The 22804-nt window shown below is 35.7% G+C and carries 19 protein-coding genes; 6 read left to right on the top strand and 13 right to left on the bottom strand.

Annotation, left to right across the window (positions count from 1 at the left end):
* Together CQA44_RS07325 and CQA44_RS07330 are read right to left on the bottom strand one after the other, a co-directional pair.
* The coding region (locus tag CQA44_RS07325) for a DHH family phosphoesterase (protein ID WP_115546624.1) at positions 1 to 1815 on the bottom strand (1815 nt) is incomplete at its 3' end.
* 12 nt (positions 1816 to 1827) lie between these two features.
* Positions 1828 to 3447 (bottom strand): CTP synthase, encoded by a 1620-nt coding sequence (locus CQA44_RS07330; protein ID WP_115546625.1) that lies wholly within the window; start codon positions 3445 to 3447, stop codon positions 1828 to 1830.
* 157 nt (positions 3448 to 3604) lie between these two features.
* Between CQA44_RS07330 and ribH the strand changes: the two genes are divergently transcribed.
* The 4 genes from ribH (at position 3605) to CQA44_RS07350 (ending at position 6626) form a co-directional block, all read left to right on the top strand.
* Positions 3605 to 4072: a 6,7-dimethyl-8-ribityllumazine synthase gene (gene ribH / locus CQA44_RS07335; RefSeq protein WP_115546626.1), complete on the top strand. Its 468-nt coding sequence runs from the start codon at positions 3605 to 3607 to the stop codon at positions 4070 to 4072.
* A gap of 26 nt (positions 4073 to 4098) precedes the next feature.
* Positions 4099 to 4767: a transcription antitermination factor NusB gene (gene nusB, locus CQA44_RS07340; RefSeq protein ID WP_115546627.1), complete on the top strand. Its 669-nt coding sequence runs from the start codon at positions 4099 to 4101 to the stop codon at positions 4765 to 4767.
* A gap of 387 nt (positions 4768 to 5154) precedes the next feature.
* Entirely contained in the window at positions 5155 to 5871 is a 717-nt protein-coding gene (gene pyrF, locus CQA44_RS07345) for an orotidine-5'-phosphate decarboxylase (RefSeq protein ID WP_115546628.1), read from the top strand.
* 557 nt (positions 5872 to 6428) lie between these two features.
* The gene (locus tag CQA44_RS07350) at positions 6429 to 6626 is read left to right on the top strand and encodes a hypothetical protein (RefSeq protein ID WP_147289763.1); all 198 of its coding nucleotides are present in this window, start codon (positions 6429 to 6431) and stop codon (positions 6624 to 6626) included.
* A 326-nt stretch (positions 6627 to 6952) separates the two neighbouring features.
* Here the strand turns inward: CQA44_RS07350 and galU are convergent, their stop codons facing one another.
* Complete coding sequence (galU, locus tag CQA44_RS07355) at positions 6953 to 7774, bottom strand: UTP--glucose-1-phosphate uridylyltransferase GalU (RefSeq protein WP_115546630.1); 822 nt, start codon at positions 7772 to 7774, stop codon at positions 6953 to 6955.
* A gap of 118 nt (positions 7775 to 7892) precedes the next feature.
* Between galU and CQA44_RS07360 the strand changes: the two genes are divergently transcribed.
* A complete protein-coding gene (locus tag CQA44_RS07360) occupies positions 7893 to 9242 on the top strand; it encodes a BspA family leucine-rich repeat surface protein (protein WP_115546631.1) in 1350 nt (449 codons plus the stop codon).
* A gap of 540 nt (positions 9243 to 9782) precedes the next feature.
* Here the strand turns inward: CQA44_RS07360 and CQA44_RS07365 are convergent.
* Positions 9783 to 10400, bottom strand: coding sequence for a hypothetical protein (locus CQA44_RS07365; protein WP_115546632.1), 618 nt, complete (start codon positions 10398 to 10400; stop codon positions 9783 to 9785).
* Positions 10401 to 10931: 531 nt separating this feature from the next.
* On the opposite strand from CQA44_RS07365, the gene CQA44_RS07370 reads away from it, so the two are divergent.
* A complete protein-coding gene (locus CQA44_RS07370) occupies positions 10932 to 11435 on the top strand; it encodes a hypothetical protein (RefSeq protein WP_115546633.1) in 504 nt (167 codons plus the stop codon).
* Positions 11436 to 12186: 751 nt separating this feature from the next.
* On the opposite strand, the gene CQA44_RS07375 is transcribed toward CQA44_RS07370, so the two are convergent.
* The 9 genes from CQA44_RS07375 to CQA44_RS07415 all read right to left on the bottom strand — a co-directional run bounded on the left by CQA44_RS07375 (position 12187) and on the right by CQA44_RS07415 (position 22657).
* Entirely contained in the window at positions 12187 to 14847 is a 2661-nt protein-coding gene (locus CQA44_RS07375) for a penicillin-binding protein 2 (RefSeq protein ID WP_258864933.1), read from the bottom strand.
* Positions 14848 to 14879: 32 nt separating this feature from the next.
* Positions 14880 to 15182: a flagellar hook-basal body complex protein FliE gene (fliE, locus tag CQA44_RS07380; protein WP_115546634.1), complete on the bottom strand. Its 303-nt coding sequence runs from the start codon at positions 15180 to 15182 to the stop codon at positions 14880 to 14882.
* Positions 15183 to 15269: 87 nt separating this feature from the next.
* The gene (flgC, locus tag CQA44_RS07385; RefSeq protein ID WP_115546635.1) at positions 15270 to 15761 is read right to left on the bottom strand and encodes a flagellar basal body rod protein FlgC; all 492 of its coding nucleotides are present in this window, start codon (positions 15759 to 15761) and stop codon (positions 15270 to 15272) included.
* A 44-nt stretch (positions 15762 to 15805) separates the two neighbouring features.
* On the bottom strand, positions 15806 to 16264 hold the full coding sequence (gene flgB, locus CQA44_RS07390; protein ID WP_115546636.1) for a flagellar basal body rod protein FlgB: 459 nt from the start codon (positions 16262 to 16264) through the stop codon (positions 15806 to 15808).
* A 356-nt stretch (positions 16265 to 16620) separates the two neighbouring features.
* On the bottom strand, positions 16621 to 17289 hold the full coding sequence (locus CQA44_RS07395) for a tetratricopeptide repeat protein (protein WP_258864934.1): 669 nt from the start codon (positions 17287 to 17289) through the stop codon (positions 16621 to 16623).
* A 431-nt stretch (positions 17290 to 17720) separates the two neighbouring features.
* Positions 17721 to 19268, bottom strand: coding sequence for a GTPase (locus CQA44_RS07400; protein ID WP_115546637.1), 1548 nt, complete (start codon positions 19266 to 19268; stop codon positions 17721 to 17723).
* Between the two features lie 9 nt (positions 19269 to 19277).
* A complete protein-coding gene (locus CQA44_RS07405; RefSeq protein WP_115546638.1) occupies positions 19278 to 20960 on the bottom strand; it encodes a GTP-binding protein in 1683 nt (560 codons plus the stop codon).
* A gap of 375 nt (positions 20961 to 21335) precedes the next feature.
* Positions 21336 to 21734: a hypothetical protein gene (locus tag CQA44_RS07410; protein WP_115546639.1), complete on the bottom strand. Its 399-nt coding sequence runs from the start codon at positions 21732 to 21734 to the stop codon at positions 21336 to 21338.
* 26 nt (positions 21735 to 21760) lie between these two features.
* Positions 21761 to 22657, bottom strand: a complete 897-nt coding sequence (locus tag CQA44_RS07415) for a GTPase (RefSeq protein ID WP_181881819.1) — start codon at positions 22655 to 22657, stop codon at positions 21761 to 21763.
* Positions 22658 to 22804 lie beyond the last annotated feature (147 nt).

Raw genomic sequence — 22804 nt, forward strand, 5'->3', positions numbered from 1 at the left:
TTGTAATCTATCTTCTTTTTTAAACTCCATTTGTACGTATTTCGTGCTGAAAAACATTGCTTTGATAGGAATGTTAGAACTAGAATCAAGAAGTTGAAATTCAAGAAAGCCTTGATTGGTTTTTTTACACTTAACAATTTCCAATTCGAAGAAGAATTTTGGCATGGTATTTCCATTGCCATAAGGCTCATAAGATTCTATATGCAAAAAAGTTTGCCTATTTACAAGCTTGAGCGAAAGCATGCCCAAAATGTCATGCTGCTTTTGTGTTTCCACATAAACAGGGCTAAAACATTCTAAAAACTCTTCAATATGCGATTCCTTAATCTCTAAACCTACAGCCCCTATATGCCCGCCATAGCGATTGAGTAAATGTCCGACTTTTTGCATACTAGTAATTAAATCTATATTACCGTAACTTCTTCCGCTGCCCTTGCAAATTCCATTAATATTTGTCAGCACGAAGCTAGGCTTGCAAAATTCATCAGCCATTTTACCTGCAACAATTCCCAATACACCTTCATGCCAATCATTTCCTACAGCAAAGCAGATATGTGGATTTTGCGTAATGTACTTCAAGGATTGAAAAGCTTTATGTGATACTTGTTCTTGAAGGTTTTTGCGATGGGCGTTGAGTTCTTTGAGCCGATTAAAATGTATTCTTGCTTCCGTAATATTGCTAGACCTTAAGAAATTTAGAGCGATAGTGCCATCATCAATTCTGCCTGCCGCATTCAAGAGTGGAATAAATTTAAATCCTAGCATTTGAGAATCTACAGGACACTTAAAATATTCTTTAACAACATGAAATGCAGGGCGGTTATCCTCTATCAAATGATATAATCCATAATCACAGACAGTATAATTAATTGCATTAAGCGGCATAACATCAGAAATAATGGCAATGCTTACAAGCAGTAAAAAAGACTTCATGCAGGTATTAGAGAGATTGTTTTTGTAAGACTGCATTAATGGATTATGGGGATTGAGTGATTCTAAAATATTATCTTGGATAAGAATCTTTATTGCACAACAAAAATACCATGCTACAAGCGCACCGCAAATATCTTTAAAAGGAAATAAGCAATCTTTTTGTTGTGGGTTAATCATAAAATGAGAATCTGGAATCTTGATTTTACCATCATGATCAACTTCTAATGTATGATGATCGGTGATAATAAACTTTATGCCTTTTTGCCTGCATAAATTAGCCGCTTCAAAGCTGCTTACTCCGTTATCTACTGTGATAATGAGGGCTATATCATTATACTTACTAGTAATTTCTTCAAAGAGCGCACGAGAGAATCCATAACCATGTTTGAAACGATTGGGCATTGCAAAGTCAATGTTTTCATACCCCATTGCTTCAAAAAAATCTAACATAATACAAGTTGCACAGATTCCATCTGCATCATAATCGCCTACAATAATAATCCTTTCGTTTTTTGCAATGCTCTGACATACAAGTTGTGCTGCTTCTATATTATTGAGCAATTCCTGTGGATGAGGAATCTGACTTAACTTACGTACAAAGGAATAATTTTTAAATCTCTTGTTAAGAATGCTTCTAATTTCTTCTGATTCTTGAAAGTGTTTGAGTGTTTCTTTGATTTTTTTTGCTTCAGCACTGTTGTAAAGGGAGTGAAAATTTGGTTGTTTCTTGCTTGACTTTTTTTCATTGACTTGATTTTTGGACTGATAAGAAACATTGTCTGCCTTGTGCTTGTGTGATTCATAATGTTTGTTTGCTTTCGTAAAATCTTTTTGTTCATGCGAAAAAGAAAGATTAGCCCTATTATCATTGTGAATCTGCATAGTTCGCCTTAATTATCGTTTATGTCTTTGGGCTTGTTTGACAAACTCAATAATAATAGGATTTGGATTCTGTAATCTTGAAGTAAATTCTGGGTGAAACTGCACACCAATAAAGAATGGGTGCGAAGCTAATTCTATTGCTTCTATTAAACCATTGCATTCTCCACTCACAACTAAGCCCTTTTCTTCAAAGTTATGGCGGTACTTAGGATTTGCTTCGTAACGATGCCTGTGCCTTTCTTTGATTACTTTTTGATAATTATATGCCCTCGCAAGTTTAGAATCTGCTTTCACATAGCATTCATATTCTCCTAGCCGCATGGTTCCACCCAATGGAGAAGTGTGCGTGCGTATTTGCTTATTGCCTTCTGTATCGATGAAATCTTCTATCATATAGATGATGGGATTTTGACATTCTTTATTAAATTCTGTTGAATTACAATCGGGTAATTTTAATACATTGCATGCAAATTCAATTAATGCTAATTGCATGCCAAGGCAAATTCCAAGATAGGGTAAGGAATGTTCCCTCGCGTATTGTATGGCTTTTATCTTGCCTTCTATGCCGCGTTCCCCAAATCCACCAGGAACTAGTATGCCATGCAGATTAGCAAGCTTGGTGTTTTCAATGTGTTCAGAGTCAATAAAGATGACATCTACTTTGGTATCTAAATTAGCCCCTGCGTGAATAAGAGCCTCTAAGAGCGACTTGTAAGATTCCTTAAGAGTAAGATATTTACCCACAAAGCCTATTTGCACGCTTTTAGTGGGAGAGAGAATCTTTTTTACCAATAAATCCCATTGCTGCATATCGGGTTGTAATTCTTGTAGGTGTAATCCCCTAGCAATAGGTTCTAAGATTCCCTCGCTAATAAAATTGATAGGGCATTTATAAATTGTGCTAGCATCTTCTGCGCTGATAACGCTGTGAGAATCTACATCACAGGCTAGTGCAATTTTTTCTTTTGTGTCCTTAGAGAGAGGAACTTCAGAACGTGTGATAATGATTTGTGGGCTGATACCAATACGACGTAATTCTTGCACACTGTGCTGCGTTGGTTTTGTTTTTAATTCATCTGCTACGCGGATATAAGGCACAAGTGTTACATGAATACTAAGGACATTATTTGCGCCTAGTTCATGCTTTAATTGTCGCATTGCTTCTAAATATGGCATGCCTTCAATATCACCGACAGTTCCTCCTAATTCTACAATCAGCACTTCCGCGTTGTGTCCTACTTTTTTAATGCGCTGCTTGATTTCATCAGTAATATGCGGGATGATTTGTATGGTTTTACCTAAATATTCACCCTTGCGTTCTCTATCAATGACAGAGAGATAAATTTGCCCTGTGGTAAAATTGTTATTGCGCGAAAAATTGACATTGAGGAATCTCTCATAATGTCCAATATCTAAGTCTGTTTCTGCGCCATCGGCAGTTACAAATACTTCACCGTGTTCTAGTGGGCTCATTGTTCCTGGATCAACATTAATGTAGGGGTCAATCTTAAGAATAGAGACATTGAATCCAGAGTGTTGCAAGAGTGTGCCAATGGATGAACAGGAAATCCCTTTGCCCAGCGAGCTTAAAACACCTCCTGTTACAAAAATATACTTAGTATTCTTGACCATACATACACCTACACCTTTATTTTTCAAATATAATTATAGACTAAATTTTGTCTTTTAGACTCCTAATATCAATATTATTTATGTCTGATTTTCTAGGGTAAGATTCATAAATATGCGCTATAATATCGCAACTATTGTACATAAATTAAGGTCTAGCATGAAAATCATTGAAGGCAAAATGTCATTATTGGGACATGAAAGAATCGCCATTATTTGCTCTCGTTTTAATAGCATGATAACAGACAGATTAATTGAGGGTGCTACGGATTGTTATGTGCGACATGGGGGGGATGTAGAGAAGCTTACTTTAATCAAAGTTCCCGGAGCTTTTGAGATTCCTTTTGTTCTTGAGAAAGTGCTTTCTAGCAGTGATTATGATGGGGTATGTGTGTTAGGAGCAATTATTCGCGGAGGTACGCCACATTTTGATTATGTTGCCGCAGAATCTACGAAAGGTGTGGCAAATGTAACGCTGAAATATGGAGGTGCAGTAAGCTTTGGAATCTTAACCACTGACAGTATAGAGCAAGCCCTTGATAGAGCGGGCATAAAAGTAGGCAATAAAGGCTTTGAATCAATGTCTAGTCTCATTGAATTATTAAGCGTTTATCGGCAGTTAGATTAATCTAACCAAGAATCTAAAGGGTGTTTATGGCAACTAGAATGCAGGCGAGAGTGGCAGTCGTGCAACTTTTATATGCTAAAGAACTAGGTAATGATAGTGCGATAGATCATGCTGCAGTCTTCCTTGATGATAGAAAAATACGTCATAAACAACAGGAATTTGCGCTTTCTTTATTGTATGGAATTTGCAAGTATGAAACTATTATCATGCAGGTTATGCAGGCATTTGTGAAAGAATGGGATATTAAGAGATTGGGTATTGTGGAGAAAAATATCTTAAAAATCGGGATTTTTGAACTCTTAGAAACTACTACGCAAGAGGCAATAGTCATTAACGAGGCTATCGAACTTACTAAGGTCTTTAATATTGAAGATGCTTTTAGATTAGTTAATGGCGTGCTTGATAGTATAGCCAAAGCAAGTGTTGATGACATTGCTAGACTTATTGAAGAGAATGCCAAACATAAAGAATCCATTGCAGAGCCTGTTCTCGCAAAGTCGCATTTGGCAGATTCCAAAACGTCTCCTTGTCGCCGTAATAAAAGGCATTTGCCACTAAAACCAGATTGTAAAATGAGTGAGCATTCTAAAGCTAAACAAGGTTCTACATCGAAAACTACCCATAGAAAGAGGGATTCTGTAACACAAGATTTTACAAAGAGAAAAATTAGAGAATCCAAGAAGAGAGATTCTTAACAGATTTAGATTCTAGAAAATTATCTGTAATGATTTATGAGGACATGCACAACTTAATTTCTTATTGTTGTTTAAAATCTTACACTTTATCTTTGCTTTGCAAAAGACAATCTTTGCATAGTGAAAAACAAGTAAGCTTTTTGTCATTATATATCATATCCAAAATATCAATAAACTCTTGCGTTCTCTGCTCATTTGCAAGTCATGTGAGTTGAATGTAAAATACACACTAAAGTGCGGTTATGGTTAAAAATCTATCTTGTATCTTGAGCAAATCATGCGTCAATCTTGTTTTAGGTGGGATAATGCAAGCTTTCGCGAATGTAGTCTTACATGAATATAAATCGCCTTTAGGTTCGCGAACACTCTCAAACAGAAAGGAGCATAATGAGACTCTGTGTTGCTCTTGATATGCCAAGCAAAGAACAAAATTTAACCCTTGTTACAGAAATAAGTAGGGCATGCAAGAATATAAATCTTTGTGCAGACAAAGTATGGCTAAAAGTCGGTTTAAGAAGTTATATCCGCGATGGAGCAAGCTTTATAAGAATGCTACAAGATAGGGGTTACAAAATTTTTTTAGATTTAAAGCTTTATGACATTCCCAATACTATGCTAGATTCTATCTCTGAATGCGAAAAACTTCATATTAACATGTTAACTATTCATGCGAGTTGTGGCTTTGAGGCAATGAGTGCTATTTCACAACACTTAAATCAAAATCAGTCAAATATGTTGGTCATAGCCGTTTCAGCACTTACAAGCTTTAATGAGGCAGGATTTTATGAAGTTTATGGAATGAGTGTTAAAGAGGGTGTTAAGAGACTAGCAGAGATTACGTATAGGGCAGGAATATCTGGGCTTGTGTGTTCGATTAATGAAGTAGAGATTATTAAAGGTATTTCCACTTCATTATTGGCTATTACTCCGGGCATTCGATTAAGTGTGTCAGAAGAGTCTTTAAAAGACGACCAAAAACGCGCAACAACTTTACAAGAAGCAAAAAAAGCTAGGAGCGATTTTATTGTCATTGGCAGACCAATCTATACAGCAGATAATAGAATCGAAGTAATAGAAAATATCTTGCGAGAGATTGAATCATGAATTACAAACATAGAAATATTCTTAATTTGCTATTTATTAATGAGTATCTAAATCTTAACATTTTTTGCTCAATAAGACTTGGTTTATTGTTCTTAGTAAAAATCAACAAGATTCCTTATTATATATTTAAATTGCCATCTTTACCTATAACGCATGTAATGGGTAAAGATACGCTGCCTCTCTAATCCTTACCGAACACTCAATATAACTCTCCCACCTAAGGTATCTCTCTTAAGAAAGATTCAATAATTTGAGAATAAAAGAGAAAATAACTAGGAAATAAGATGATAAGGAACATGCAAAAGAATAAAAAGAATCTCAAGAGCTAAAAGATTGAGGAATCTCAAGCATAAGGGAGAATAAGAATTTCAAGTATGAAAGTAATTTAAGCATAAGAGAGAATCTAAAGGTTAAAAAGCTTGGAGAATCTCAATTGCTCAATGATTAAAAAGGGAACATTATCAAACACAAGAGAGAATCTATAAGGAATCTCAAAGAGAAGAGATTCTCTGTGTAACATGATTAACTTTACAATAGACTTAAAAGGAATCAAGTCATTGTATAAGTTTAAGAAATCTCTATTTATAGATTCTCTTTGTGTGAAATCCCTAAGAGTAAATCACCCTTATAGATTCATTAGAAGAAGGCTGATAGGGAAGCGAGAGAATCTGCAAGAAAATAAGAAATTCACTAGAGAGTTAAAAAACCTAAAAAACGCCAATAGACCAAAGAATAAAGGCGAATCTAAAGGTTAAAAAGCTTAAAAAGAGAAAACTTTATAAAAGATTACTGCATGATAAAGTTAAAAAGAGACTTGAGGAATATAGCACATAGGGTAAAAAGTGAATCCCAAGCGTTAATTATAAGTTCAGATAAAGTACTCAATGAATAAAAAAGAAAATTAAAGGAATTCTAATATCTCAAAGAAACAAAGAGAAGAATAAAAAATAAAAAAGCAATAAGGCACAAGGAAGAGACATTGCCTGTTGTGTTCCTCTTGTGGAAGAGTGTAGGGGAGAGGATTTAAATAAAACTCTGGCTTATTCATCTTGATATTTTTGTTCTGAAGTGTGATAGAAAACTATTTCTGCATTCTTTGGTAAAAATCATTTGTTGCGCGCACAAAGCCATCAATGCTACCGCAGTCATAACGAATCCCCTCGAATTTATAACCAATCACCCTGCCCAATTTAGCTAATTCCAAAAGAGCATCTGTAATTTGTAATTCACCGTTAATGCCCGGCTTTGTAGTGCGTAAGATATTAAAAATATCTGGCGTAAGAATATATCTGCCGATAATGGCAAGATTGGAGGGTGCTTTCTCTTTTTGAGGTTTTTCTATCATATCTTTTACCCTAAAGATTTTCTCTTCTATGACATCTGCAGCAATGATTCCGTATTTATGTGCTTCATGAGAATCCACTTCCTCAATTGCCACAACACAACAGCGATACTTTTCATAAATTCTCATCATCTGTGTTAAAACACCCTCACCCTCACTAAAGCATAAGTCATCGGCTAAGATAACCGCAAAAGGATTCCTCCCCACAAGTGTTTCGCCTGTCAAAATTGCATGTCCTAATCCTCTCATCTCTTTTTGCCTTGTGTAACTAAAAGTGGCAGTTTCCATAATGTTACGAATTTCTGTAAGAAATTTCTCTTTAGAAGTGTCTTTTATCTGATGTTCCAACTCATAGCTTATATCAAAGTGATCTTCTATACTCCTTTTGCCCCGACCTGTTACAATAGCCATTGTTCTACACCCCGCATTAAGTGCTTCTTCTACTCCGTATTGAATAAGGGGTTTAGTAAGAATAGGCAACATCTCCTTGGGCATTGCTTTTGTTGCTGGCAAAAATCTCGTGCCATAACCAGCGGCTGGAAATAAACATGTTTCTACCATTATAACTCCTATTGTTTGAATGGACAAAGAATTATACAACAACAAATTAAATTGCAATAATTAGGCGTTTAACGCATTATTTTAGGTTTATGTTATAATTTTGCTTTAAGGAGAATATATGCGCCTAATGTGTTTAGGAATAGTAACAATGTGTATTGTTTTTTGCTATATGGGCTGTGTATCTAAAGACACAATAAAACATGACGCAGAGTTTGACAATAGAAAAAAAGAAGATTCCACAACAAAAACTACAACACATAATGCTCCCTCACAAGATTCTCTTGGCAATCAAGAAAGCGTTATTGAATATAGCACAACTTCAAGCGTTACCAAGTTCTATAAACCCAGTACAAAAAAAGAATTGAAACAAATAGTAGATAATCCTAAGAATTCACTTAAGGACATTGATACGAGTCTTATCACAGACATGAGCGCGCTTTTTAAAAACTCTAATAGACAAGATTTTAGTGGTATAGAAGATTGGGATGTTGGTCAAGTAGAAAATATGTATGGCATGTTTGATAAAGCAAAATATTTTAATGCGCCCATCAACAAGTGGAATGTTTCTAATGTAAATAATATGGAATTTATGTTCGCAGATGCCATAAGCTTTAATCAGCCTCTCAATGCGTGGGATACGCGTAATGTAGAGAGCATGCAGGGTATGTTCGCAGATGCCATAAGCTTTAATCAGCCTCTCAATGATTGGAACGTTCAACATGTAAAATATATGAATGAAATGTTTGCTGGAGCAAGCAGCTTTAATCAGCCTCTCAATGCGTGGGATACGCATAATGTAGAGAGCATGCGAGGAATGTTCGCAGATGCCATAAGCTTTAATCAGCCTCTCAATGATTGGAACGTTAGCAATGTTCGTAATATGAGCGAGATGTTCAGAAATGCAAAGAACTTTAATCAACCGCTAAATACATGGAATGTAGGGCTTGTAAAAAATATGCAGGGCATGTTCGCAGATGCCATAAGCTTTAATCAACCTCTTATCAAATGGAATGTCAGTCGCGTAGAGAACATGATAGCCATGTTTAAAAATGCAAGCAATTTCAATCAGCCTTTAAATGGTTGGAGTGTTTCTAAAGTACATGATATGAATGAGATGTTTGCTGGAGCAAGCAGTTTTAATCAACCACTAAATACATGGAATGTTCAGCGCGTAACTAATATGAGGGCTATGTTTAAAAATGCAAGCAGTTTCAATCAGCCTTTGGATAATTGGAATATTTGCAATGTGTGGAATCTAAGTGAAATGTTTAGGAATGCTACTCACTTTAATCAATCTTTACGTTTTTGGCGTGTCAGTGAGGCGCGTTATATGGATCTTATGTTTTCAGGAGCAAAAAGCTTTAACCAAAACCTAGAATATTGGACGCCCGTGAATGCAAAAAGCATGAAAGAAGCGTTTAAAGATTCTGGAATGCGTGAGCTTCCTAGCTGGTTTATGGATAAGTAATCAAATATAAATAGAAACAAAAATCCATATACTCACTTGTTTCTCAATTTGATAAATGCAACCTTGTTCTCTTACTCATGCGAATTGCTTATTTTTACTCATTCTTCTCTTTATGTCTCTACTCTTTAAGAAACATAACCTAGTAGGACACAAGACTTATATTTATAGGAGACTTAACGTTTAGGTAAAAGAATATCTAAGCAACACATATATTCCATAAGAGAGGTAACTTGATAGAGAGCTTGACTGAAAACTCTACGCACAACATGATAGAGAAATAAGAAACATTCCATTTACTTAGGCTATAACAAATCACAGGTAATTTCGCTGGGTCTTTGGAATAGCTTTTATCAATCTGCACAACCAAGTAAAGAGAGTAGTTTAATAAAATAAATGGGCGAGAAATGGACGCATACAAGAACTATGCTGATTTCAAAATTTAGATTCGTTGTTTTGATTAGAGACAGTAATTTTTGATGCACATAGTAACACTTATTCATAATTGAATAAGTGTCATAACAATAAGATTCTACCTAAAATCTAAAATACAACATTTGCACCAAAATAAATTTGTGCTGTAGTTCTCACATAAAATGTCCCGCTTATATTAGTTCCTCCTGCATTTAATGTCATGTTTTGTTCTGCGTATTTAAAGAAAGGGATTTTTGCTCCAAGCTCTAATTGCAATTTAGAAATATTCCATGCAAAACCTACATTTGCATAAACTTGATGAGGGCGAGCATCTTCCAATGCGTTGATAAATTGCCCAAAAGCATAACCATATCCCGCACCCAAAAAAATACCAAACTTTGAAAAACTTAAGAGATAATCAATGCCTCCCCCAGCTGTCATCAGATAGTATGACCTATCATTTGAGCGAAAATCTCCTGCCGTAAAATCACCATAGATTCTAAAAGCATTGTTTTGATTCATGGCAAGTATGTAGCCAAGCTTCGCCCCGTAGATTAGATTAAATACAGTTTCTGTGCTAAATCCACTTGATGACCCCGCATTATTGCTTACACTTGCCGCACTGTGAGTAGTATTTAGCCCCACACCACCAAAAAGTCCAACAAACGCGCCACCTTCTTGGGCATTAGCAGCACTGCATGCTAAAGCCAATCCCAAAACGGTTGAAGTTATTGCTTTTTTCTTCATAATTGATCCTTTAAACTTATAAAATTTCTATGTTTTGGCTTATGATATTAACATAAAAAAGCAATAAAGTCAAAACACAAAGTTGTTGCATTTAAGATTCAAAATCTTGCAGTAATTTTTGTGAGAAATCGTAACTTATCGTATCGAGGCTTATGAAAATCTCCTTGTTTCTCGGAATTTTCCTCAACCATGTCTCATATACTGCAAACAAAGGCAGAATAAGAATCTTGGTTCGTATGCTTCGTGATGTATGCGAGAATGAGCGTTAGTGATTTCGTAACACTTGTGCAGTTTCCTCATCAACATAATGGGATTTTTATCCTCAAGTAACGTCAGATTATGATAATCCATAGAATAAGCTTATAAAATAACTCGTGTTTAATGCTCTTTGGGGTAAAATATGCTCTAGGCTGATAATTACCTTGCAATTAATGTAAATGTGATGTACCTGTCTTTACTGCAAATTTCAATGCAATAGAATTTGGCTATACTGCCATGATGAAAGCGCAAATATTGGCTTAAAGGATTTGTATGCGAACGATAATGCTTTTGTCCCTTTGTGTCATACTTCACGCTAACGAGAATGCGCTCTATAACCGTAATAAAACTTGGAAAAATCCTGAAGTTTCCAAGATTCTAGAACGCAATACTAAGAAACTTGAAACCTATTATAAACAAGTTGATAAGCAATCACGCGAAAGAAATTTTATAAGATTCAATGGTAAAAAAGTCATCTCACATACAGAATACGCAAAAATCTCTTATCGTGAAATGCACAAATATCGCAGTTATATTATCCTTTCGGAATTCTATATTGATTCAGTAAGCAGGCACAACCAGCTAGATGGTGTTACTGTGGGGGGAATCTTAGCAAATGATGCAGGTGAGAAAAAAGCGCAAATAAGATATTTTAAATTTGCTCAAAGATATTATTCTACGTTGCACGAGCTAGGTAAAGGCAAGAAAATATTTTCTTATTGTGCTGCCCCTTATGTAACGAGTTGCATCCTCATAGGGATTAATGAGAAATGGTGAGTGGAATCTATGTTTGTCATATTGTTTTCTGACTTCTTTGAATCTTATTTGGCATTTTAAACTACGTTTTAAGGATATTTATATTCTATGATGATAGTCTTTGTGAGCAACTTAGTTATATTGCATTTTGTTAAAAAGACTTGTTTCAATTAGGCATAAACTCATATAAAATTAGCATGATGAAATATCTTTTAGTTTTATATGTGTCATCTTATGCCATCCTAAACCCTGTAAATACTCTATTGTCTCAATATGCCAACTTAGAATATCACTTATTTTTAAGAAGCTTACAAGGTTTGAAAAAACCTTTAAAAAGGACGGGCGGGCGAAATAAATCTGCCAAAAAATGCTTTTTTCTCATTTTTAATCAATAATAGGATTACTTCGCTACGTTTCGCCCTCATTGATTTTTTCGCTTCGCTCAAAAAATGTTGCTCCGCTTTTCATGTTGTAATTGCTTGGTCAGCTTAATTTGGTTTTCTTCATTTTATGATTTGCTAAAGTCTTTGATAATCTTTTGATGGTTATTTTGTAGAGAGTGTTGTGTCCATTCTGAAAAAAAATATTGAAAAATGTTTTTGCTGACATAGCCTTTTAGAGTATTCATCTGTCAAGGAACTGCGTTTCTAGCATTTTCGATGGTATGGATTAAGGCGGCTTTGTAGAAATGTTTTAAAGATTCTGTACCTAGTTAAAGCTTTGCTTAAGAATATTGAAGCAGCTTATCCGTTACCTATCATATAGAGTAATCTCATTTATTCTTTTTTAAGTAACCTTCTTGAACAAGTAACTGTGCGATTTTTGCAAATATGGGAGCAGTGGTTTGCCCCGCATAATAGTCTTCGCTTGCTTGAGAACCATAAATAACCACGCCAATAGTGTAAGTTTTTGCCCCATCACTTGCATAGCCAAAGAATGAACCATTATAAATTATTGCACCTTTTTCTTTTTCTCTGGCTGTGCCGGTTTTTCCTCCTATGATTAGACCGGGTACATCTGCCCTCTTTGCCGTCCCCTCTACAACAACACGATGCAAAAGCCCTTGCATGAAATCGGCACTCTCTTTGCTGATAATTCTCCTTGGTTTCTCGAGTGTCGGATAAAAAATCTTAGAATCTGGAGAAATAAAATGCTTGGTAACATGAGGTACAACTAAGAATCCCCCATTATTAAATACTGCATAACTTCGTAAAAGCTGAATAAAACTCATACGCAGACCATAGCCATAGCTAGCTGCGCCCTTTTCAACTTCTCGTCCTAAAATACTAGCCTTTGGCAATAAGCCTGTGGCTTCATTGGCAATATCAATGCCTGTGGCTTCACCTATTCCAAAGGTCTCAAAGAGAGTGCGCATCTCTGTTCCGCTAAGATTCTTCGTAAGTTTTGTCATGCCAATATTGCTTGATTTGATAAGAATCTGTTCTGGAGTAGCACTTTTAAGTGGCACAGAATCTCGTATTGTAAAAGTCCGTAATTGATAAATGCCATCATGTAAATCAATTTTCTCTTGGAAATTAATTTTTTTACGATTGAGAAGATAAGAGAAAACAAGTGGTTTAATCGTACTGCCCGGTTCAAAAGAACGTTCTGCAGCTGCTACGCGCATTGCAGTTGGAATATTTTTGCTTCTCTTGCCGCGATTAGGGTTAAAGCTCACCGATGAGGCTAACGCTAGTATTTCTCCATTTTGTGGGTCCATGATTCCAGAAACAATTTGCTGTGCTTTATATTGCTTATGCGATTCCTCTAAAATGCGTTGAATCTTAACTTGCAAAGAGAGAGGAATAGTGAGTTTAATATTAAACCCATCTTCTCTAGTTGAAATTTGCGAACGTTTATTAAAGATAATATTGCCACTCCTATCGGCAACGCCAGATATTTTACCGTCACGTTTTGCAGAGAGGATTCCATCGCGATACTTTTCCACGCCTGATTGCGCAATGAATTTCATTTTATCGTCAAATACCTTGCCATCTACGTTTTTCTTTGCGTAGTTTGTGAATCCCAATAAAGGCTGCATCATCTCATTAAAGGGATATTCTCGCTCAATCTGACTGACTGCTATATCAAATCCGCGCTCAATTCTTGTAATTGCACCATCACGTACGTCAGCATTGTAAGTAAAAATCGGCGTATAACATTCTTTAGATAAATCAATATCTTTATTCTTATATTCAACTAGAGCTATATTGAGATTTCGCATTGCTTCAGATTCTGTAATTGTAGCATTTTTTAGATTTTCTAAAGTGCGCAAGATTCTAGAATCAAAGGCTGTTTCCCTGCCCTTTTCACGAACAATCTGTGCATGGACTATCATGGTTTGTAATTCAGAATCTTTAAGGCTTGTTTTATTGATATAGCTAAAAGTACATTTCTTATAGACACCTAATGCTGCTAATTTTTGATTGAGAACTCTAAGATTTGCTGCGACAAGAGCACTAGCATTGTCAGTAATAGCAACATTCCCCCCCCTTGATAGAGCGAAGCGAACGGAATTTTTATTAAAATTCCCGTAAAGATTCATAAGACTTATTAAAAGCTCTCGCTTTTCTTCATAAATAGATGGCACATAAACACCTATTTTATAAAACTTATGACTGGAAGTCAGAATATAATCATCAAAGCTAGAAATTTGCCCACGTAATGCAATATCTGTATTCGTTTTAACAGACCACGGATAGTCTCTTGATTTCTTATTGTAAGGATCCATAATGGGCGGTTTAGAAATAATCTTTGCATAAACAGCAAAGAGAAAGATACTAAACGAAAGTGTAAAGATACTTAAGACAAGAAAAAGCCTCCCTGCTTTAAAAACCTCTGCCTGTTCATTGATGGTTTCTTTTGTAGATGATTCTTGTTTAATAGCATTGATTTGTTGGGGAAAAAAATCTGAGGAGTGTAAAAGATTATCTTTTTTATGGAATTGGTAGTTTTCAGAGATATTGTCCAGCATAATAGAATCAATACCCTCGCTATTATCCTTATCATCAAAAGAGTTTCTTTCAAAAGCTGATAGTTTTGCAGTGTTTTCAAGGGGTTTTGCATTGATAGTATTGACCTTGTCAATCTCTATGTCCTGACTTTTTTTGCCTTTCTTGCCTTCCTGATGGTTGTTAATTGTATTGTCATCCATAGCAAACTTTGGCTTACGAGTATGAGTGGCATCCTTTTGTATGGAGTTTGCCATAAAAGCCAAGTTTTTTTGGATTTTAGATTCTAAATCAGAGCTGCTCTCAAGGCTAGATTGTTTGTTTGCTTGCAGATGAGGTTGTCTTAATGAATGGCTATGATGTAGAGCAGAATCACTTGAGAAAGTTTTAGGTTGATTGTTTTGAGAGGGGCTTTTGGTAGTATCCCCCCTTTGAATAGGCTGATTAGTAGAATCTTTATTGGAGATATTGCGTCCTTGCATATATTAGATATTAATATTAAAGGGTTAAGAATTCATACTTGTGTTCTTAGAATCTCTTTGTAAGCACTGATTGCTTTGTTCCTAACTTCTAACATAAGCTTCATGCTTGTTTCAGCCTTACCAATGGTAATGGCAGCTTGATGTAAGTCTTTTACCCGTCCGCTTGCCATGTCTGCCAATGCTCTATCTGATTTCTCTTGAGATGCGTTTAACTCATCTAGGGATTTTTTAAGTAGTGAAGAGAAATCTCCTTGTCTCCCATTAACTTCATTATTAACATCTGTTAGAGAAATATTATTAAATCCAGAGGGTTGAATTGGTGTAATCTGTGCCATTTATTTCTCCTTAAATATATAAATATACAAATACTTATTATAATATCGTCTATTTTAATATTATCTTAAATTAAAATTCTATCAGCATTAAGCCTGAAACATAGTAATTGCGTTATTTGCCATATTCTTAGCACTTTGAAATGCCGCAACATTTGCTTGATAAGCCCTTGTCGCTTCTACCAAATCAGCCATTTCCACAACAGGATTGACATTTGGATAAGCAACATAGCCCTGTGCATTCGCATCGGGGTGAGTAGGATCATATTTCATAAGCGGTTTATTATCATCTCGCACAATCTTATCAACATATACGCCGCTAATTGGTGGAACAGGCTTTCTACCGTATTCTCCCTCTTGTAATGGGTCTTTATACTCAAGAAGATTATTATCTTTAGCTAATCTCTTATTGAGTTCTTTATTGAAATCAAAGGAGCGAAATACAACTTCCTGTCTTCTATATGGTCCACCTTCATCTGTCCGTGTGGTATTTGCATTTGCAATATTGGAAGAAATAATATTCACACGAACTCTCTGAGCTGATAAACCATAACCGCTAATGTCAAATGTACTTAAAAACATTTTATAATCCTTTTACTAATTATACACTATCTTTTGTTAATCCACTATAAATTCTTGCCAGATTCTAAAGCATAGGCAAAAATCCCCTTATGCTTTTTCAATGCTGAAGTAAGAGCTTGATACATTGTGGAGTTCTTGCCCAATTCACTCGTCTCAACATCTAAATCCACACTATTTCCATCGTTTCTTGCTAAATGCCCATCCCTAAAAAATATAGATCCTGTTAGACGATCTGGATGTAGCCCCCGCACATGTTGAGGCAAAACTCTTACAAGTTCCAAATTCTGTGAAAGAGACTTGTTGTCAAAAATTTGAGACGCTTTTTCTGCTAACATGTCCTCAAAATGCACATCTTTGGGTCTGTAATAAGGTGTATTAACATTTGCCATATTACCTGCAATTAAATCTTGTCTTAAAGAACGATAATCTAATGCACTATATACAAGATTGTAAGCTTTAGATGTTTCAAATGAAGTGCCAAAAGCCTTTGAAAAATTATCCATAGTATTCTCCCTAATTACCATGTCATATTGTTTCAATAAAGCAAAATTAATTCCAAATTAATGCTTTAAACCTATTCATGACTAAAGATTCTACACTAATTTTGTAAATGCGACTACAAAATATTGTTTAGCTCTATATATCCTTGCTTTCTTTTTGCCAATTAACAAGTTTCTTCTAAAAGAGATACAACTTAAAGAGAGTATGATTAAATCATCATAGCATTAATATTTCCTAATCTAGTTCTTAAATTATAAAAGGCATGTAGCTTAAGTGATGAAATGATCTTAAGTTGAGGAGTTGAATAAAGCTAGCATTTAGCAGATGAGTCGCGCTTTTAAGTGGCTAAAACACGTGCTTACTTAATGCCTGCTTCATTAAATTCTCGGTATCTATCACAACCCTCTTGGTAGCCATAATCACAGGCTTTACCATAATATTCCTTGGCAATAGACTGATAATTTTTTGTTTCTGTGCTACTTTGAAACCTCACACCCAAGTTATAGCAGCCCAGAGATTCTTTACCGCTGCACGCTTTTTTATAAAAATCATCTTCTTTTTCAAAGCTTTGGCGTACACCTTGCCCCTTACCATAGAGAAGACCTAGACCATAACAACCTGTGCTATATTTGTTATTGCAGGAAAATTCATAATATTTTTTTGCGTTAAAATAATCATTTAAATAGAAATAATAAGTATCAGCTAAGCTTGAGCAACTTTTCATATTGCCTGCTTCGCAGGATTTGTGTAAATAGGGCAGGGCTTCAACAAATCGTCCTGCTATGATATAAATCATTGCTACCGTATCACATTGTGTCGTATAGCAATGTTCAACACTCACTAAGCCATTACCAATAAGATAGTTGCAGGCATTAACATTTTCCTGCATACAAAATTGATAAGTGTATTGCCATTCTTCTTCACTTAATTGTCCAAACATCTCTGCCCGAATCAAAGTTAGAGAGGTTGAAAACATGACACCCAAACAAAACATATAAACCATGACAAATGTTCTTAGTTTTTGCAAAATAGTCCCTTTAGAACAAAATGGGGTTTCAATTATAGCATATCATGATGATTGTCTTTTAGAATTAATAACAACAAAACAACTTAAGAAAGTCTTAAACCCCAAGATTCATTAATAACTGTCCTTTATTGAGCAAAAAGTCTTCTTCTCCATAGAGACATTACAGCGCGTCGCGAGACAAGAATGTGAAGTTACAAACTAACCCTTGCTTTAATGATTGAGACCAAATTAAGAATATTTCTATTTATTCATGGTTATCAAACAACACAAGCAGCGTCAATATCCTAACCACAAGCTTTGAAACACGGCAAAGACATGCTATTTTTTCTTGCTGAGTCATGTCTTGTTATCATTGCAAAAGTCGGCATAACTCGCAGCAATAAGGTTGTTTGTAACAACACTAGCATTAAGTAAAAAGCCAAAAGCTTTTATTATGCAAGGGTAGCACAACTTAGTGTTAAGGTTTTATCATCACGGGCGGGCAGTTTATCCAGTATAGCATTTATTTTTTCTTTCATCTCGCGCAATTCTCTCTTATTTCTCTTCTTATTCTCTGATTCTTGCGTGAGTTCTTGAATCACAGGGTCAAATATAGTATTTAGAGCATCTTCTTTTCCCTTGTTGAACTCCTCTTGCAAGGAATTAATGATGTCATGGATTTTTTGTTGGTATTCTAACTCTAGTGCCCTCATTCTTGCATTCTTTTCTTGTGCAGTTTCAATAAAGCGTTTAATAGATTCAATTATGGGTACGACTATGGCAATAACGGGAAACTTGGTTGCTAGTGCCGTTATTGCCGCCTGTAATGCTGAGAGGATAGCTGATATCTTCTCTTTCTCCGTGGCGTCTTCATCAGAATGATACCTTTCCTTTCTGACCGTATAATTTATCTGTATTTTTTCACAAGCTGCTTGTACATTGTGAATATCTTCGTTAATGTCTTGAACAATTATTCTCAATTCTTCATTAAGCTTGTGCTGTATTTTTTCCGTGCCACTCTGTGCCATTGTCTCTGCGCTTGAGCTTTCAGAGAGCGGTATGGCTTTCAACCTTGTAGCTAAGGTGTTTAATTCAGCGTTAATGAGGTACTCAAGACGGTCACGCTCCGCTTTCTTTTGCTTGTGCAGACGTGTAATACATGCTTCTAGCAGTTTTAACGGGTCGCTTTTGATTTGTTTATCAATGAATTCTAGTGTGTTTTTAACGAATGTTTCGATACTGAGATTGCAGGTGTTCATTATTTCTTTGTCTCCGCTCTGTGTGAGCAGCTCTTGCATGCGAGATTCTAAAGGTGAAAAACCGCTGCTTTTAAAAAGTCCATCTTTATTCCCCACTCTGCCCTTATATGCACTCAGCGCATTGACTGTATAGACGGAAACCTGTTTTTGTGTGTCTTCTTTGGTTAAGCCAAGTTTTACAAGGTTGTCATAAATCTTTTCTTGTAAAAGCCACAATTCCTCTTCACTGCAATCTTGCTTTTTATTCAGCACAATAATGATGGGCTTATTGTCATCTATGATGGTCTTTATCTCTTTATAGACAAAATCAGATTCTACATTGTCATTGCTTAAGACAAAGAGAACTAGCTCACATCGCGCATAATGCTCTTTAGTGATTTTCTCGTGTTCTATGAGCGCATTGAGTCCGGGTGTATCAAAGAGTTCGTAATCTCCATATTGATAGGAAGTTATTTCGCTTGTTTCGGGCTTGTCGCCTACTTTGGCTACCTCCTTACCAATGAGCGCGTTAATCACCGTGCTTTTACCTGCGTTATAGCAGCCATAAAGCATAAGCTTAGGGTGGAAATCTGTAAGCTTAGATTCCAATATCTCAATGACTTGTGCTATGTCTCTTTCTATTTTCTCTTTCTCTGCTATGTCTCTTTCCTCGCATATTTTTAGAATTAAATTAACTAGCGGAATTTTGAGCCGCTGTATTTCTTCCTTAATCTCTCTATACACTTGTGCGTCTCGTAGCATATTATCCTCCTAATTTATCTTTGAATCTTCTGATGAGATTTTGTCTCTAAGCCTTGATAACGCAGCTTCAAACCTTGTTATACATGCGTTTAATTCCCCTGCAAGAGAATCACAAGGCGCGAATAATTGCCTCTCTATCTGATTCTTACATTTTTCCAAGTACTTCTTTTGATAGGTGTCTTGAAGCATCTTGCGATTATGCTCTTTCAATTCATCAATATTATTACCTATCACTTTTTTTATTGTGCTAGTTTCTTCGCTGCAAAATAAGTCCAATGTAAGAAAGTTAATTGTGCGCTCCAACAATGATCTTTCTTTCACCCTCTCTACCTTTACATATTCATCTTTTACTTCCGTATCAAGTTTGGGCATAAGCACATTAAAACGTATGCTAAAATCCTCGATAAGTTCTGCAAATTCTGATTGAATACTTTGTTCCGTTTCTGTTTTAATCTCTTCTTGCAAGGCGATAAAAATACTCTCAAAGTTATGCCTGTTTATCCCTCGTGTTTGGGTAGCGATCTTGTGATTAATTTTTAGTCCAATTTCTGTCCGAAGATTGGCAACAAGATTTTCGCACTCTTTTCTTTTTAATTTAATGAGTTTTCGCACTTCTTCCAAATCATTTCGCACTCCCTTTAAATCCTGCTTGCTGTCTTTTTGCAGTATGCTATCTATCAAGGCAATAAGTGTCTTATAGGGGGATTGTTGTTTGAGCTTGGGTGCTTTCTCTAGGGTTTCTCGCATGGATTCATAGAATCTTGTGATATTGCTTCCCTCGAAAAGCTCTTGGTCATTTTCCTCTAATCCCTTTTTAGCCGTTATGACAGAGATAGAAAAAACTTTATCGGCTGTGAAATTAGGATATGTTTGATTAGTTTTGTCTTTTAAGTTGTCTTGTAATCGATTGGTTATATCCTCTTCTTGTAGTTTTCTATTTTCAGCGGTTTTATTGTGTAGGATTTTGACGATTTCATTATTGATTTCATCCTCTTCTGTCCTATCAGATTTAGTAATAATCAGCCTGATATGATCCTGCTTACTTAGCCTTATAAGTTCTTGTATTTGGGTAATCTCATCATTTTGCAGCGGGGCATCTGAGCTTGTGGGGAAGATAATGTAATCAGCAGCCCCTATATATTGGCTTGCTAGCTCACCATTCTCTTTTGTCATCGATGAAAGTCCGGGCGTATCTACCCAAACCATACCACCAAGCTTAAAAAGCTGAATCTCACTTGTACATTCTGTTATCTTGACTGCAAAACCATCTTCCTGTACTTCAAGCTCCTTTGTCTTATGTTCGCCTGCTTTGTCATATTTACGGAATTCGGGTTTTTGTGTTCCTAGGCAGTGTTGTGCGACAAAATTACCTAAGGTGCTTTTACCTGCCTTTACTTTGCCATAGATGATGATGATGAAATTATTTTCCAAGGATTCACGAAATTTCTCTCGTTTTGCTTGCTCTTGAAAATATTGTTCCCATTGCCCAATCTTAGACTTCATGCTTGTTAGATGCTCATTGATAAGGTCGCTCATCTTTTTATCCTCTATATCATGCCGCTTGACACTTTCCACTTCTTTCTTAAATCTTTCTACTTCTTCTTGAATCTCCTTGCGCTTTTCTGCGACATTGATACCTCTGACTTCAAGAGTTTCCAATGCGTGATAAAATGATTCTAATGATGTTTGCATCTTAATCCTTAATAATGGTGTGGTTTGATATTTTGAAAATTTCACAATATCTTTGACTTGTTGTGTCCATCTTGATTTCCTATCTTGCCCGCAAAGTTCATCATGATATGTTTGTAGGGTTTGCAAAGATTATCAATCTTTAGCTATTCTCTAGCATGGTTTCGCTCGCATACTTGCAGAATGATAAACTCACGTTCTTGAGCTTTGGAGGGGAATTATCTCTATGGCTTTGATAGGATTTACAGGTGATTCTTCAGCGCGCTCAGAGCAATAACAACTCATCTTGTTGATTAACCTGCAAAAACCTCTGTTGCGATTCTTTGAGATTCTTTAATCCCTAGCGAAAGTCAGAAGCAAACGCCTATCATCACCAAGCTAGCATTCAGTGTGAAATCCGAAGTGTTTTTTGCTGTTTATTCCAAGAATATCAAGCACTTTTAATAACTCTTGTAGTTCTTGTATGTCATTTTCTATTTTGTTTGCCTTTTCTTCTAACTTATCAAGCTTATGAGATTGGATAAGCTTGAAATGCGAATCTTCTATAACAGTCTCTGCCCCATATTTCTCCCGCATTTCTTGATGAGACTCTCGTATAAAATCTTCCTTTCTTCTTTTTCTTTCGCGCTCTTGTTCTTCCCGATATCTTCTTTGTGCATCGCTGCTATTGCTCGATGTACTTGATGAGCTATCGTCTGAGAAAGCATCATAGATAGTTTTTCCAATTGCGATAGTTGTTGCTGTTGCTACTGCCCATGCTAAAAACGGTAATGGCATAGTTACTCCTTAATTAAAATAAATTCTCAATTACGAAAAATCCAGTTATACATCTGATAAACGTCTGCAAAGTTGCGTTCATTAAACGTCTGCAAGGTTTCGTTTATTAAACGTATGTGTTCATCCATTTTTCGTTGCATGGTTTCTTTTTCTTTGATGATTTTTTGTCGTTCTTTTTGCAATGCTTGGATTCTACGCTCTATTTTTTCGCAAATTGTCCTGTGTTTTTTCTCAATCCTTTGTCCGCGTATTTTTGCAATCTCCTCTTTCATTGAGAGGATAAGCTCCTGTAATTCTGGGATATTACTTTTTTCTATAAGCTGGCTACTGCCCTTTTCCTTGCCTCTGCAATAGGTTTTTGCTGAAACACTGATGATATAAGGCTGTGTTGTTGCACCAAAAATAGATTTGATTTGTTCTTGGATTTTCTCTTTGACTATTTGTATTTGCCTCTCTTCATCATCGACTTCGTCTTGACGCGAAAGCACAAATATGGTGCTTTGCAAGAATCTCTCATTATCGCCCCAATTTAGTGCGCAAGGTTCTAAAAATTCGCGTTCTGGTTGGTTGAAATCGCCTGTGTTAATATTATGCACAAAGAGATTGATGTCTGATTCTTTAGCAGCCTCATACGTTGTTTTATCATCAGATTCTGTCGCGTTAAGCCCGGGGGTATCCACATAACAAAATCCGTCTATATCTATGGCTTTAATCTCTTTTGTTTCTCTTATATCTGCTACTTTAAAATATGAATTATCATAAGATTCGCTTAAGGCATTTAGCAGAGAGCTTTTCCCACTATTATAAATCCCTAAGCAAGTTACCCTAAAGGAACTATTGCTATTATGCTTTTCAAACAAGCTATATAGCTCCTCCATATCTTCTTTATATTCGTTATATTTTTTAGGTGTTAATTTGCACATTAATGCTCCCCCTCTTAGGATTGTAGAATCTTTCATTTATGACAAACTCATGATACAAAAAAAAAAAAACAAATCAAGACAGATTCAGATTATTTTCACTAAGCATTGTTAGTTGTCTTTCATTAGTTGGGTCGTCGGGTTAGGTCA

It is taken from the genome of Helicobacter sp. MIT 14-3879 (genome assembly GCF_003364125.1).